The organism is Pseudomonas sp. NY15372, assembly GCF_048068215.1.
In the GTDB taxonomy this organism is placed as follows: domain Bacteria; phylum Pseudomonadota; class Gammaproteobacteria; order Pseudomonadales; family Pseudomonadaceae; genus Aquipseudomonas; species Aquipseudomonas guariconensis_A.
The window spans coordinates 94,041-108,038 of record NZ_JBLUPY010000006.1; the positions used below are offsets into that span (position 1 = coordinate 94,041).

General features: G+C 61.6%; 9 protein-coding genes. 3 read left to right on the plus strand and 6 right to left on the minus strand.

Going from position 1 to position 13,998, the window contains the following annotated elements; all coding sequences use genetic code 11:
* Positions 1-4: 4 nt before the first annotated feature.
* From ACNFG0_RS07080 to puuE, 5 genes are all read right to left on the minus strand, one after another.
* On the minus strand, positions 5-1,357 hold the full coding sequence (locus tag ACNFG0_RS07080) for a nucleobase:cation symporter-2 family protein (RefSeq protein ID WP_196144783.1): 1,353 nt from the start codon (positions 1,355-1,357) through the stop codon (positions 5-7).
* A 148-nt stretch (positions 1,358-1,505) separates the two neighbouring features.
* The gene (locus ACNFG0_RS07085) at positions 1,506-2,834 is read right to left on the minus strand and encodes a urate hydroxylase PuuD (protein WP_196144782.1); all 1,329 of its coding nucleotides are present in this window, start codon (positions 2,832-2,834) and stop codon (positions 1,506-1,508) included.
* A gap of 56 nt (positions 2,835-2,890) precedes the next feature.
* Positions 2,891-3,394, minus strand: coding sequence for an ureidoglycolate lyase (locus ACNFG0_RS07090; protein WP_084854623.1), 504 nt, complete (start codon positions 3,392-3,394; stop codon positions 2,891-2,893).
* A 93-nt stretch (positions 3,395-3,487) separates the two neighbouring features.
* Complete coding sequence (gene uraD / locus ACNFG0_RS07095) at positions 3,488-4,003, minus strand: 2-oxo-4-hydroxy-4-carboxy-5-ureidoimidazoline decarboxylase (RefSeq protein ID WP_196144780.1); 516 nt, start codon at positions 4,001-4,003, stop codon at positions 3,488-3,490.
* On the minus strand, positions 4,003-4,929 hold the full coding sequence (puuE, locus tag ACNFG0_RS07100) for an allantoinase PuuE (protein ID WP_196144779.1): 927 nt from the start codon (positions 4,927-4,929) through the stop codon (positions 4,003-4,005). The genes uraD and puuE overlap by 1 nt, the downstream gene beginning before the upstream one ends.
* 388 nt (positions 4,930-5,317) lie before the next feature.
* Between puuE and uraH the strand changes: the two genes are divergently transcribed.
* A complete protein-coding gene (uraH, locus tag ACNFG0_RS07105; protein WP_416764356.1) occupies positions 5,318-5,671 on the plus strand; it encodes a hydroxyisourate hydrolase in 354 nt (117 codons plus the stop codon).
* Positions 5,672-6,301: 630 nt separating this feature from the next.
* Here the strand turns inward: uraH and ACNFG0_RS07110 are convergent.
* Positions 6,302-7,651 (minus strand): NCS2 family permease, encoded by a 1,350-nt coding sequence (locus tag ACNFG0_RS07110; protein ID WP_196144777.1) that lies wholly within the window; start codon positions 7,649-7,651, stop codon positions 6,302-6,304.
* Positions 7,652-8,003: 352 nt separating this feature from the next.
* Between ACNFG0_RS07110 and ACNFG0_RS07115 the strand changes: the two genes are divergently transcribed.
* Both ACNFG0_RS07115 and ACNFG0_RS07120 read left to right on the plus strand, forming a co-directional pair.
* Positions 8,004-8,759: a GntR family transcriptional regulator gene (locus ACNFG0_RS07115; protein ID WP_196144776.1), complete on the plus strand. Its 756-nt coding sequence runs from the start codon at positions 8,004-8,006 to the stop codon at positions 8,757-8,759.
* A gap of 234 nt (positions 8,760-8,993) precedes the next feature.
* Positions 8,994-13,997 carry a dermonecrotic toxin domain-containing protein gene (locus ACNFG0_RS07120; RefSeq protein ID WP_416764357.1) on the plus strand — a complete coding sequence of 1,668 codons (5,004 nt, stop codon included), beginning with the start codon at positions 8,994-8,996 and terminating at the stop codon, positions 13,995-13,997.
* Position 13,998: the final 1 nt, after the last annotated feature.

Genomic DNA, 13,998 nt, shown 5'->3' on the forward strand with positions numbered 1-13,998 from the left:
CCACTCAGTGCTGATGGGCGGCGTTGTGCACGGCGCGCTCGGCACCGCCAAGGATGTTGAACAACAGGTTCAACACCAGGGCGCTCAGCGTGGCCATGGCGATGCCGCTGTGGGTGATGGGTTCCATCCACTGGGGCATCTGGGCGAAGAACTCCGGACGGACCACAGGGATCAGGCCGAAGCCGACGCTGACCGCGACCAGCAGCTGGTTGCGACGGTCGGAGATGTCCGCTTCCTGGAGGATCTTGATACCCGTGGCGGTGACCATGCCGAACATGGCGATGGACGCGCCGCCCAGTACCGCAGGCGGGATCGAGGCGATCAGGAAGGCCGCCTTGGGCAGCAGGCTGAGCAGGATCAGCAAGGCGCCGGCCACGATGGTGACATAGCGGCAACGCACCCCGGTCATCTGTACCAGGCCGATGTTCTGGGCGAAGGAGGAGTGGGTGAAGGTATTGAAGAAGCCGGCGACGAACGACGCCCCCGCATCGCACATCAGGCCGCGACGCAGCATGCCCGGGGTGACTTCGCGGTCGGTGACCTTGCCCAGGGCGAGGAACATGCCGGTGGATTCCACGAAGATGATCACCACCACCAGGCACATGGACAGGATCGGTGCCAGGCTGAAAGTCGGCATGCCGAAGTGCAGCGGCGTGACCACCTGCACCCATGGCGCCTCGGACAGGCCGGACAGGTCGACCATGCCGATGGAACCGGCCAGGATGTAGCCCAGGCCCATGCCTACCAGTACCGAGACATTGACCCAGAAACCACGCATGAAACGGTTGATCAGCAGGATCACCGCCAGTACCAGGCCGGCAACCAGCAGGTAGATGGGCGAGCCGAAGGTATCGGCCTCATGGCCACCACCGGCCCAGTTGACCGCGACCGGGAACAGCGACAGGCCGATCGAGGTGATCACGGTACCGGTGACCAGGGGTGGGAAGAACCGCACCACCTTGGACATGAACGGCGCGATCAACATGCCGAAGAAACCGGCCGCGATGGTCGCGCCGAAAATCCCCTGCAGGCCGACGCCCGGCATGCCGGCCATGGCGACCATGCTACCGACGGCAGCGAAGCTGGCCCCCATCATCACTGGCATGCGAATGCCGACGGGGCCGATACCGAACGATTGAACCATGGTGGCAACGCCTGCGACCAGCAGGTCGGCGTTGATCAGGAAGGCAACTTCTTCACGAGACAGTCCGGCGGCCTGGCCGATGATCAAAGGCACGGCGATCGCGCCTCCGTACATCAGCAATACATGTTGCAGGCCCACCAGGATCAGTTGGAACAGGGGCAGAGGCTGTCGTGGGGGCGCAACGGGGATGTACGCCTTGCGGGACTCGGACATGCAGCACCTCGAGTTTTGTTTTTATTCTCGGATCCAAGCGTCGGGCTCCGGAGGGGCAGGCTCGAAAGCCCGGGGTTTCCCCTCTGGAGTCCTAGCTCGATGCTAGCTACGTACTACTTACAGCTTGACGTGTGTTACAGCGCGCGACTCAGTTGACCGGAGCGCCCTTGGCGATCCAGGCACCGACCAGGTTGCGTTCTTCCTGGGTCATCTGGGTGATGTTGCCCAGCGGCATGATCTGGCTGGCGACGGCCTGCGCCTGGATACGCGCGGCCTGAGCCTGGATCTGCTGCGGGGTGTCGAACATCACGCCACCTGGTGCAGCGCTGAACAGCGGGCTGGTCGGCTTGGCCGAGTGGCACACAGTGCAGCGTTCCTGGATGACGGTGTGGATTTTCTCGAAACCACCGGGAGCGGCCTGGGCGGTAGCCTGGGCAGGTGCTTCGGCCGGTGCGGCAGGCGCTTCGGCGGCCTTGGCGGCTTCTTCGGCGCGCTGTTCGGCAGCGGTCTTGCCACCGATGGCGGTCGCCGGCAGCGGCTGGTACTCGATCTTCGCCGCGGCTTGCTCAGGTGCGGTCGGCATCGGCTTCGGGCCGGTCACGTAGGCCAGGCAAATCATCGCCAGGGCGCCGACAGGCAGGGTCCAGGCGTATTTGTTGCTGTCGTGACGGGTGTTGAAGTAGTGACGGATCAGTACCGCGGCCACTGCGATCCCGGCCAGGATCAGCCAGTTGTACTGGCTGCCGTAGGTGCTCGGGAAGTGGTTGCTGATCATGATGAACAGCACCGGCAGGGTGAAGTAGTTGTTGTGGCGCGAACGCAGCAGGCCCTTGGCCGGCAGGACCGGGTCTGGGGTTTCGTTCTTCTCGATGGCCGCTACCAGCTGGCGCTGGGCCGGCATGATGATGCGGAACACGTTACCGACCATGATGGTGCCGATGATCGCGCCGGTGTGCAGGTACGCACCACGGCCGCTGAATACCAGGCTGAAGCCGAAGCACGCAGCGATGATCAGGACGAACAGCACGGCGCCAAGCAGGGCCGGGCGCTTGCCCAGGGGCGAGTCGCAGAGGAAGTCGTAGATGAACCAGCCTGCTACCAGCGAGCCGATACCGATGGCTACGCCCTCGGCACCGCTCAGGGTGCTGCCAGGTGCCAGCAGATACAGGGTCGGGTTCCAGTAGAACACCACGCAGAGCAGGGCGATACCGGACATCCAGGTGAAGTAGGCTTCCCATTTGAACCAGTGCAGGTTCTCGGGCATCTTCGGCGGGGCCAGCTTGTACTTCTCCAGGTGGTAGATACCACCGCCGTGGATGGCCCAAAGGTCACCCGACAGCCCGTCACGCGGATTGCTCCGGTTCAGGTTGTTTTCCAGCCAGACGAAGTAGAACGAGGCACCGATCCAGGCGACGCCGGTGATCATGTGAACCCAGCGAATGCTCAGGTTCAGCCATTCGTGAAGGTGTGCTTCCACAGTATTTACCTCTTGCCGGTCACGGCCTGGGCGAACCCTGGATGACCGACCTTTTCTTATTGGTGGGGATTGAGGACCAGCATCTGTTCCTCGGTGAAGTAATGCTCGTCGCAGTTGTTGCCGGAACCACTGCGATCAACCACCAGGAAGTCATCCCGCTTTTCGATCGTCAGCACCGGGTGGTGCCAGACGCCGCGATGGTAATTAACGCCCTGCCTGCCGTTACTGCGGAAGGCTCGGACCAAGCCTGATACAGGTGCATCGCCAACTGGCGCGACCACGATCAGAAAGGGGTTGCCGAGCAGCGGAATGAAAGCCTGGCTGCCCAGCGGATGGCGTTCCAGCATGCGTACGGTCAATGGCATCTCCAGGGCATCGGCGCGGAAGATGCTGATGATCGCTTTGTCCTCGGGCTCGGCGGTCTCGACCGTGGCGAGCTTGTGGAAGCGCATGGTCGACCCGTTGTTGATCATGAAGTGGTCGCTGCCATCGGTTTCGATCACGTCACCGAACGGGGCGAAGGCTTCTTTGGTCAAGGGCTCGATCACTAAAGTGCGCATGCGGTTATCTCTTTGTTCTATGTTCTGTTTAGGGTGTGGGCCTGCCCTGGCGCGAACGTATCGCTCACTCGGGGCGGGCCATCGCACCGTCTTTTAAAGTTGCAGCAGGCGGAACAGGGCGATCAGGTTGATCTGCGCCAGGGCTTCCTTGAATTCGGCATCGGCGTCGTTGTGGATGCGTTTTTCGAAGGAGGCGAGGATCTGGTGCCGGTTGCTGCCCTTGACCGCCATGATGAATGGGAACTGGAACTTGGCCTTGTAGGCGTCGTTGAGCTCGGTGAAGCGTGCGAACTCTTCGGCGGTGCACTGGTGGATACCGGCGCCGGCCTGTTCGTTGGTGCTCGACTCGGTCAGCTCACCCTGGATGGCGGCCTTGCCTGCCAGGTCCGGGTGAGCATTGATCAGGGCCAGCTGGTCTTCATGGCTGGCACTGAGCAGGATGTCGCTCATGCGCTGGTGCAGCGCCTCGATCTCGTCCAGCTCGGCCAGCTGACCCAGGTCATAGGCTTTCTCGGCAACCCACGGCGAGTGCTCGTAGATGTCGGCGAAGGCTTCGACGAAGGCGTCGCGGGCCAGGGTCGATGGCTTGAGGGTCTTGAAAGCGGTCATCAGGCGTTCTCGTTCTTGTACGGGTGGGTGGCGTGCCAGTGGCGGGCGATGTCGACGCGACGGGCGAACCAGACCTGGTCGTGGCTCTTGGCGTATTCGACGAAGCGTTTCAGCGCGGCTAGGCGGGCCGGGCGACCGACCAGGCGGCAGTGCAGGCCGATAGACAGCATCTTCGGTGCTTCGGCGCCTTCTGCGTAGAGTACGTCGAAGGCGTCCTTGAGGTACTGGAAGAACTGCTCGCCGCAGTTGAAGCCCTGGACCTGGGTGAAGCGCATGTCGTTGGTGTCCAGGGTGTACGGGATCACCAAGTGCGGTTTACCGGTCGGGTTGTTCGGCTCCCAGTAGGGCAGGTCGTCGTCGTAGGTGTCGCTGTCATAGAGGAAGCCACCTTCCTCCATCACCAGGCGGCGGGTGTTCGGGCCGGTGCGGCCGGTGTACCAGCCCAGCGGGCGTTCGCCGGTGAGTTCGGTGAGGATGCGGATGGCCTCGAGCATGTGCTCGCGTTCCTGCGCCTCGTCCATGTACTGGTAGTCGATCCAGCGGTAGCCGTGGCTGCAGATTTCATGGCCGGCTTCGACCATGGCACGGATCACGTCGGGGTGGCGTTGGGCGGCCATGGCGACGGCGAAGATGGTCAGTGGCACGCCAGTGTCCTTGAACAGCTTGAGCAGGCGCCATACGCCGGCGCGGCTGCCGTACTCGTAGAGCGACTCCATGCTCATGTTGCGCACGCCTTGCAGCGGCTGGGCGGCGACCATCTCGGACAGGAAGGCTTCGGACTCCTTGTCACCATGCAGGATGTTGCGTTCGCCGCCTTCTTCGTAGTTGAGCACGAAGGACAGAGCGATGCGTGCATTCCCCGGCCATTGCGGGTGAGGTGGGTTGTTGCCGTAACCGATCAGGTCGCGAGGGTAGTCAGCGCTCACTGCAGTCTTCCTTCTTGTTCGTCGATGCGTGGGGTGGGCGGCCCGCGTCGGGTTGTCGCACCACCGGATGGAGTGATTGTATACAACTTCTGAAATCTTTTGTAAGCCTGTTTTTCCGCATTTCTTCCCATCTGTCGGTTGAGAATGTATTGCAAGAAACCTGCCTGGTCGGTCAGCTAATGACGACGCCGTCGGCATGGGGCCTGTCTTTGCGGGCATTAGTGTATTTACAAGCAGGGAAGGGTGGCTGTGCAAGAGGTGCTCAAAAAATTGTGTACAATTTCTTGAGAAAATGTCTTAATGGCTCCATTCCCGCACACCGCAGGCCCCTGGCGCGGTGATTGCCGTGTATTTTTTGCCCACGCATACGACAAGAGGCGACAAGCAAATGGGACGTTTGACCACACACGTACTGGATGCCGCTCATGGCTGCCCGGGCAGCTCGATCAAGGTCGAGTTGTACCGTGTCGAAGGCCAGCAGCTGGAGCTGGTGAACACTGCCCTGACCAACAGCGACGGCCGCGTCGACGCGCCACTGCTGCAGGGTGAAGATTATCGCGCTGGGGTGTACCAGCTGCAGTTCAGCGCTGGCGACTACTACCGTGCTCGCGGTGTGAAACTGCCTGAAACCGCGTTTCTGGATGTTGTCGTGCTGCGCTTTGGTATCGATCAGAACCAGGAGCACTACCATGTGCCGCTGCTGATCTCGCCGTACAGTTACTCGACCTATCGTGGAAGCTAGTTGGTCGCTAGAAGAATCTTCGTAGGTCCTTGGCCCGCTCTCACACTGGCGGGCTTTTTTTTGTCTTGAATATTCAGTGGAGTGGCGGTGAGCTTTCGGGCCCATCGCGGGACAAGCCCGCTCCTACAGGAAGAAGCGGCGCACGCTCGAGCGTTGTGCGGTCTCTGTGGGAGCGGGCTTGCCCCGCGATTGGGCAAGAACAGCCCACCAATCAATATGATTTTTCACCGCCACCCCCGCCGCTTTCGCTCTTGCTCTTGCTTTTCCTACGCAACAGCCCAGGCGCCGCCAATTGCGACGTCAGGAGGCCGAGCGTAGGCATTGCGCAGGTGGGTGCCAGGCATGGATGCCTGGCAAGCGGCGCAGGGCCATGGATGGCCCTTCGCCGCGCCCCGCCGGGAGCAATGCCGGAGCGAGGGAACCCCGGCGCGCAGCGCCGGGGCCGGATGCAGGAGCCAGCGGTTTTTGCCTACTTTTGCCCAAGAGCAAAAGTAGGTCGCCGTAAAGGCGAAAAGCGCCAGTGGCGCCACCGCCGCAAATGAATATTTACACTTTCTATAAGCCCAAGCCCAAGCCCAAGCCCAAGCCCAAGCCCAAGCCCAAGCCCAAGCCCAAGCCCAAGCCCAAGCCTCAAAGAAACACAAACTTGGCAATAAAGATCACACACAGCACCCACAAACTCGCGGAAATCTCCTTGAACTTCCCAGTCCCCGCCTTGAGCGCCACATAGCTGATAAAGCCCAGGGCAATCCCATCCGCCACCGAGAACGTCAACGGCATCATGATCACGGTCACGATCGCCGGAATCGCATCGGTCGCCTCGTCCCAATGAATATGCGCCATGCTGCCCATCATCAGCATCGCCACATAGATCAGCGCCCCCGCCGTGGCATACGCCGGGATCATCCCCGCCAGCGGTGCAAAGAACATCGCCGCGACAAACAGCAGGCCAACCACGACGGCGGTCAGGCCCGTGCGGCCACCGGCGGCAACCCCCGCGGCACTCTCCACGTAGCTGGTCACCGGCGGAACCCCCACCGCAGCACCGAATACACTCGATGCACTGTCAGCCTTCAACGCTCGCGACAGGTTCTCGATGCGCCCGTCGGCATCCACCAGGCCAGCCCGCTGGGCTACGCCCATCAAGGTCCCTGCCGTGTCGAACATGTGCACGAAGAGGAATGCCAGTACCACGCTGATCATGCTGACGTTGAACACCCCGGCAACATCCATGGCCATCCAAGTCGGCGCCAGGCTGGGCGGCAGCGAGAAAACACCACCGTACTGCACCAGCCCCAGGCCCCAACCCGCCAAGGTCACGGCGATGATGCTGATGAGGATTGCACCGAATACCCGGTGGTAACTGAGCACGGCGATCATCAGGAAGCACACCGCCGCCAGCAGTGGGCCAGGCTCATGCAGCGAACCGAGCTTGATCAGCGTGGCCGGGCTGTCGACGACGATACCCGCGGTCTTGAGGCCGATCAGGCCGAGGAACAGACCGACGCCGGCCCCCATGGCATGGCGCAAGCTCACGGGGATGCTGTTGAGCAGCCATTCACGCACCCGCGAAAGCGTCAGCAACATGAACAGCACGCCGGAGACGAATACCGCGCCCAGCGCCGCTTCCCAGGTGTAGCCCATGGTGCCGACCACGGTATAGGTGAAGAACGCATTGAGCCCCATGCCCGGGGCCAGGCCGACCGGCCAGTTGGCGTACAGCCCCATCAACAGGCAGCCAAGCGCCGCGGCGATGCAGGTGGCGACGAACGCTGCGCCATGGTCGATACCGGCATCGGCCATGATGTTGGGGTTGACGAAGATGATGTAGGCCATGGTGATGAAGGTGGTCACCCCGGCGATCAGCTCGGTCCTGACGGTGCTGCCATGTCGCTTGAGTTTGAAAATCCGTTCCAGCCAGCTCGTTTCGAGCGGTGGAGCGAGATCCAGCGTAGGGGCTTCGGATTTGCGGCTTTCCACAGCGAGTACTCCTCAAGTCTTTCTTGTTGTTTCGGAGCCTGGTCCTGCGCCATGCACTTGGGCGGCTCCGCGAGGGGATGGCAGACGTCTGACCGTTTGTTGACTTTCGGGTCAAGAAGTTGCTCGCAGGATTATGCGTTTGTGTACAAATAATGCAAATAATGTTTTATCTTTTGTGAGCGAAATACGACGCATAGTAGCTATATGGCGAAGGCTACCTGCAGAAATCGGTATGCCTGTGTACAATAGGCCGATACCTTGGTCCCTTTTTTCTTTCCAGGACTTGCCAGCCACCCTCTGACGGGTATTACAGTCAAGGTCCCGACTGGCGGATCCTCGTGCTCGAGAACCCATGAACGAACAGCTGCAACCTCTGAAAAAACCTGCGCGCAACGGCAAGGCCGGCCGCAGCGGTACCCAGGACGATATCGTCTACGCGCACATTTTCGAGGCGATCCTCGAGCAGCGACTGGCACCGGGCACCAAGTTGAGCGAGGAAGCGCTGGGCGAGATCTTCGGCGTCAGCCGCACCATCATCCGCCGTGCCCTGTCGCGTCTGGCCCATGAAAGCGTGGTGCTGCTGCGGCCAAATCGGGGAGCGGTAGTGGCCAGCCCGACGGTTGAAGAGGCGCGCCAGGTGTTTTTCTCTCGCCGCATGGTCGAGCGCGCCATCACCGAGTTGGCGGTGCAGCACGCCACGGTCGAGCAACTCAACGAGTTGCGCCAAATGGTCCGCGAAGAGCGCGACAGCTTTTCCCGTGGTGATCGCGGTGCCGGCATCCGGCTTTCAGGCGAGTTCCACCTCAAGCTGGCAGAGGCCGCCGGCAATGCACCCCTGATCAGCTTCCAGCGCAGCCTGGTATCCCAGACTTCGCTGATCATTGCGCAGTATGAAAGCGGCAACCGCTCGCATTGCTCGTATGACGAGCACATGCAACTGATCGATGCCATCGAGGCCCGCGATGGTGATCTGGCGGTCAGCCTGATGATGCACCACATGGATCATATCGACACCAAGCTCAACCTGGACGAGGAAAGCGCCTCGGACGACCTGCATGCGGTGTTCTCGCACTTGCTGAAGAAACCCAAGGCCTCGGCCAAGGGTTGAACGTTTGCCTATCCCTTCTTCGATCGGTCTCCCACACTAGATACCCAGCCAGCCAATGGCTGGCTGGGCCGCGCTGGGACTTGCCGGTACCCCGCAGAGGTGTTTTCGAGCGACGCCCCGCCTGATCCAGAAGGGCGTGGTATGCCTTCGATGCGTTGAGCGGTGCCAAAGATCTACCGCAGTTTCCAGGTCGCTCCAAGCAACGATCAGTGGTTCTAAACCAGGAGCCACCACATGAGATCGTTCGACGAACTGCTTGATGCGCTACCAATCGCTCACGCGCAAACACCCCACGATGAAGCATCCGCCTATGCCCGATCCTGCGTGAATGCAGGGCTTGTGACTGCCGAGGCGCCTATCGTCTGGCTCAACCAGCTGGACGAAGCGTTGCGCGCCCAAGCGGCCAACGACAAGGATTGGGTGCACATCCTTCCCGAGGGTTTCGCCGACTACACCACGCTGATCGCGAACCGGCCGGCGACTTGGCGCACGGTCGTTGATCAGGCGATGAAACAGCAGGCTCGCGACCATGTCGATCTGCTGGCATTGGGCAGCTTGCCTGCGACTTATCCAAGGCAGTTACGTAAGGAGCATCGTCTAGGTTATCTGTGTGACCTGCTCGAACGCTTTGGGGAAACGCCGCCTGCAAAAAGCGCGTTGGCCGGCTGGAATGCGGCATTGCTGCAGCGACAGGACGCCTGGCGGCAGTTGCAGGACGGCCTGAAGGAAGACCCGGAAAACTGGACGCGCCGCATCGAGACGTTTTCCGATCACATTCAACAGGCCATGAGAAGCGAGGCGAACCTGCTGGCCGAAGAGCGGCGCTTGCCTGCCCAGGTCCATGCCTGGTCTTTTCTACAGACTCAAGAGAAGACGGTGCAGTGGTTGTCCGTGTACGCCGATGGGCAGGTGTTGCCCGGCATCTGGATCATGGCCCGGGCCGTTGACCGTCTGGCTGGCTTGCATGACGCGCCGATCGTGTTGTGGGTGCATGGCGAAAGCGGTGGAATGACGTATCTGGAAAGTTTTGACGCGCTGCGTGAACGGCTCGGCGCCACGCTGGTCGTGGGTGGCTTCGCCGTTTCCACGCTCATACCGCGTACAAACGCCCAACTGACGTTAGTGCCCAACAGCGAAGGTTTGCCTGGTTTGGTACGTGAGCTGTTCACATTTTGGATGGCGAGGCTGGATCCGGAACCGGACGAGCTGGTTCAGGGAGAACGGCTTTCCCGGGAGCAAAGCGCTGAATATCGGTTGGACCTGGCCCGGGCGGCCTTGGCCATTCCTGTGAACAGCTGCCGCCAGGCGGCCATGGCAGCGGCCGAGCGCCAATGGCAAGGGATAGCCATGATGGAGGTGCTGCCCAAATGGATGTTGGTGCGTAGTGATGCCGAGCGCCGGGCCTATGCCGAACACTTGGTGAACTATCACGTGCAGTCGGATCGCCTGGAGCGATGGTTGAAAGCGCAGCTTCCGCCATTTCCCACGTTTGCTGCGGACCTTTTGATCGCAAGGTTGAAGATCGACAAGGGCATCACCTTGGCTGCCGACACCGTGTTGCTGGAAAGGCCTGTCAGCGTTACCTATCAGTGGTTCGGCCAGGGCACAGTCCTGGAACCTGCGCCAGGGTATGGCGCCGCAGGACACCGGCCAGGGGAGGCGATGCAATGGGTGCCGAGCGAGGCGCGGGAGTCGGTCACCCTCGAAAAGCTGGCAAGCGAAGGGTTCGACGCCAGCGAGCCTTCGGAAGTAGAGCGGATGGCTATGGCCAACCTGCAGGTCGATGGGATTACCTCTGGCTACTTGTCGGACGTACTGGTTGAGCTCGATCCACTCCAGCAATACGAAGCGAAGGTCCGGGCGACATTGGACCTGGCCAATGAGCAGCATGCCCAGTTGCTGGTCGAACCCTATAGCCAAGAGTTGAAATTGCTGGCCCAGGCATGGCGATGGTGCGGCAAGCTGTCCGAAAAAGGGGCGGCGATGCTGGATGTCGCAGCCCAGTCATCTAGCGCAGAGGCCTTGGCCGAGGCCGGGCTGCGGGTGCATTGGCTGGCCATTACCAGTACCGAGGAACTCGGACGTAACATCGAGGGTGCAGGCGCGCTGGTCGATACGGCAGAAGGGCGTACCCTCTTGTACCTGCCTGGCGCCCCTCACGCCCATCGACTGATTGAGCGCGAGCGGCTGGAAGACGCACTCGAGCATCTGCGTTGGTTGATCGAAGTGGAGCCTGATATGGCGAGGTACGTGGCGGACCGCTCCAGCGACGAACCTGAAAAACTGCTCAGCTATTTTAGCCAGGCGGCCTTTCGTCGTTATGGAGGCTACTTGAGTGCGCCTCCCTCGCTGGCCCAGACGCTGATCCACCTGCAAGTGACCGAGCGCAGTAATCGTCTGGTCAATCAGGCAAGGCGCCAGGGGCGCAGCCAGTACGGCATCCGGCGGAAAAACGATCTCGAAGCGCATCACCGCCATTTGGGCTACCTGCGCGCGGCGTTAGCTATCGTACCCGGTGTAAACCTGCCTATTGCGCTGCAGGACATTCACTACGGCGCCCTGGCCATCGGTGACGGCTGGCGTTCGAGAAATGTCGATACCCTCGGCATGGGCATTCTCAGCGTGGTCGGCGGAGTGCTCGATGCGATGCTGACCGTCGTCCCGGCCGGTTCTAGCGTGGCGAGCCTGCGCAGGGCGACACGTCTGCAGACTCGGAGACGCATTGCCATAGGTCCTTTCAAAGGGTACGAGGCGCAAGTCAAGTTCGACCGTCCGATGCCCTTGACTGGTCGTGATAGTGGGACTTGGCTCCTCGATGGTGAGCAGTACATCTGGCAGGATGGCTATGCCTACGCAGTGTATCGACGCAAGGGCGAACACACGCTGCGCCTGAAAACCACCGCCACGCGCCACTACGATGCGCCGGTGAGGATCGACGGCGAGCGCTGGGTCGTGCATGCGCAGGTCGGACTGCGAGGCGGAGGCGGCCAGATCACCGATGCCGAGCAGGTCTTCGCCAGTTGGGGCCCGGTGAGCCAGCATCCACGCTTCGCCGGCACGACCCGAACCCAGGCTATCCGGCGAGGTCGACTCGTCCTGCAGGAATATGAGTTCCCGACGGATGCGCGTGCGGTTGAATTCGCCTATGCCTACCTGCAAGACGCAACCGCGCCCGCCTGGGCTCGTGCCTACCGGCGTGGCCAGGGTACCTCGGGAGCACAGGCCCCGCTCACGCAACGTTGGCAGTCCGTGCGCTGGCAGGTCGGGGATGGCGACACCGTGGTGGTCCAGGCATACGGCGGGGAAGTCTCGGTGACATTCGCGGCAGAGTCGGTCCAGCGCCCCGGTGTGCGGATCGCAGGCGAGTATTACCCGCTCTTGCCTGGCGCGGTCGAGGGGCGAGGTCGATACGTGCTCCCCGTGGGCCGAATGCCGACCCGGCTGAGTGAGCTGGATGAGCTTATCGAGCAAGGCGTGGGGCCTGTTCGCGTCACCCTTGGCAACACTGCAATCGAGCCGGCGCAGGTGGTAGGTGGGTATGCCGAGACGTTTCGCAGTCGCCTGCAAAGACGGTTTCCCAGTATGGCTGAAGAAAGCCTCTGGTCACTGGGCGAGGCGATCTATCGTAGTGCCGATACTGCCCCGGGCCTGACACAGGTGCGGCTGCGTATGCTTGAGCGATGGCTCGACACAGCGACCTCCGACCCGCTGCTTCATCTGGTCGTGCAGGAGGTGACCACGCCGCGCCCGGTGTTGGCGCTCCGGGACGCTCGTGCGTCCTTCGTGCAGTTGCGCTGGACACTGAGCAGCACCGAACAGTCCGCCGTACGCGCTGTAGTTGACGGCGCCATCAGCCATTCGTTGGCCGGGGTACTGACCAATGTCATTACCGATCGCGGTTACCAGGTGCTGTTCCGTCACGGCAATCACCGCCGCTGCGTGGTGATATTCGTCAAGCCTGGGCGACGTGAAACCTATGTACTGGTCCAGCATGAAGTGATGGGGGCGGTTTCGGTTCAGGGCATGAACAACGTGGTGCTGTTGGGCGATGGATGGCTCGACATGTTGCTCTCGCGGCTGGTCGATCCCGCCTTGGCAACAGCCCTGCGCTCGGCGCGCCGACAAGGGTTGCTGCGCCCATTGCTCGGCGGCCTGTATATCGAGGGGCAGCAACGTGCCGAGTTGGTCTGGCAATCCGTCAGGATATCGCCGGGCGCTGTAGCCCAACCATTGCAGGTTCGTACGTGGCGGGATGTGGTTCGTCCTTTGCAAGGTTCTGATCGAGAGCTGCTTCCCGGTTCCGGGTTATATGGGATGGGGAATGACGGGCTGGTTCATGGGGTGGGTATCCAGGGTGGTTGGTTGCCGGTGTATCCGGTGCAGACCTCTAGCCGGATACTGCTCTCGCGTTCGCAGGCGTTGCCGTCGCCATTGACCTTCGATGATTTGGAGCGCTGTGTGCGTGAGCGCTTCGGTGAGCAGACTTGGCTATTGGTCCGAGGCCCGGAAGGTTGGTCCGTAAGGCGTACCTTGTTTTCCATGCAGCTTGACAGCCTGGTCATCAGAGCGCGACCCGGGCTGACCCGACAAAGCGCGCAAAATGCGGCTAGAGCGGTGCTGGACGGAGCACAGGGCAGCGAGTATGCAAGGTTGCTGCATCTGGAGCATGTGCTGGCGCTGTGGTTGCGCGATAGTCGAAGCCTGGGCGAGTTGGCCGACCCTTTTCTGTTGCTTGCCCGGCAACAACCGGTTGGCCTGGACAGCGCCATGTCCTGGCGCCTGGCATTGCCGGTCGAACCGATAGGTAGCAGCCCGACGGTCTATTACCTGCGAGCGATGGACGACTACACTGCCAACCTGTTGGCCGCTGTCAGCGGTACGCGCCTGCGTTCCCATGCCGTCAATGCGATCGACGACTTGTTGGGGCGTTATGGGTTGGTGCAACAACATCGGGTAGGAGGCATCATCCAATACCATCAGCCGTCGACGGGAAGGGTCTACCTGATCGCATTGCAGGTCAGCGACCAGGCCTGGATCGATATGGCTTTCGAGCAGGGGCGGGCTGTGTTGTCCAGCAACTGGATCGAATTCTGGCTTGCCAATTTGCCCGAAAGCTCGGCGCAGTCCCTGCGCCAGGCATTGGCAGACGGGCAATTGGTAAGGCTTACCGCGACCCTGCGTCTGGAGGCCGGCCCCCATGTCGGCCAGGTCGCTGTGCAGCGGCTGGCCGACTTCTGAG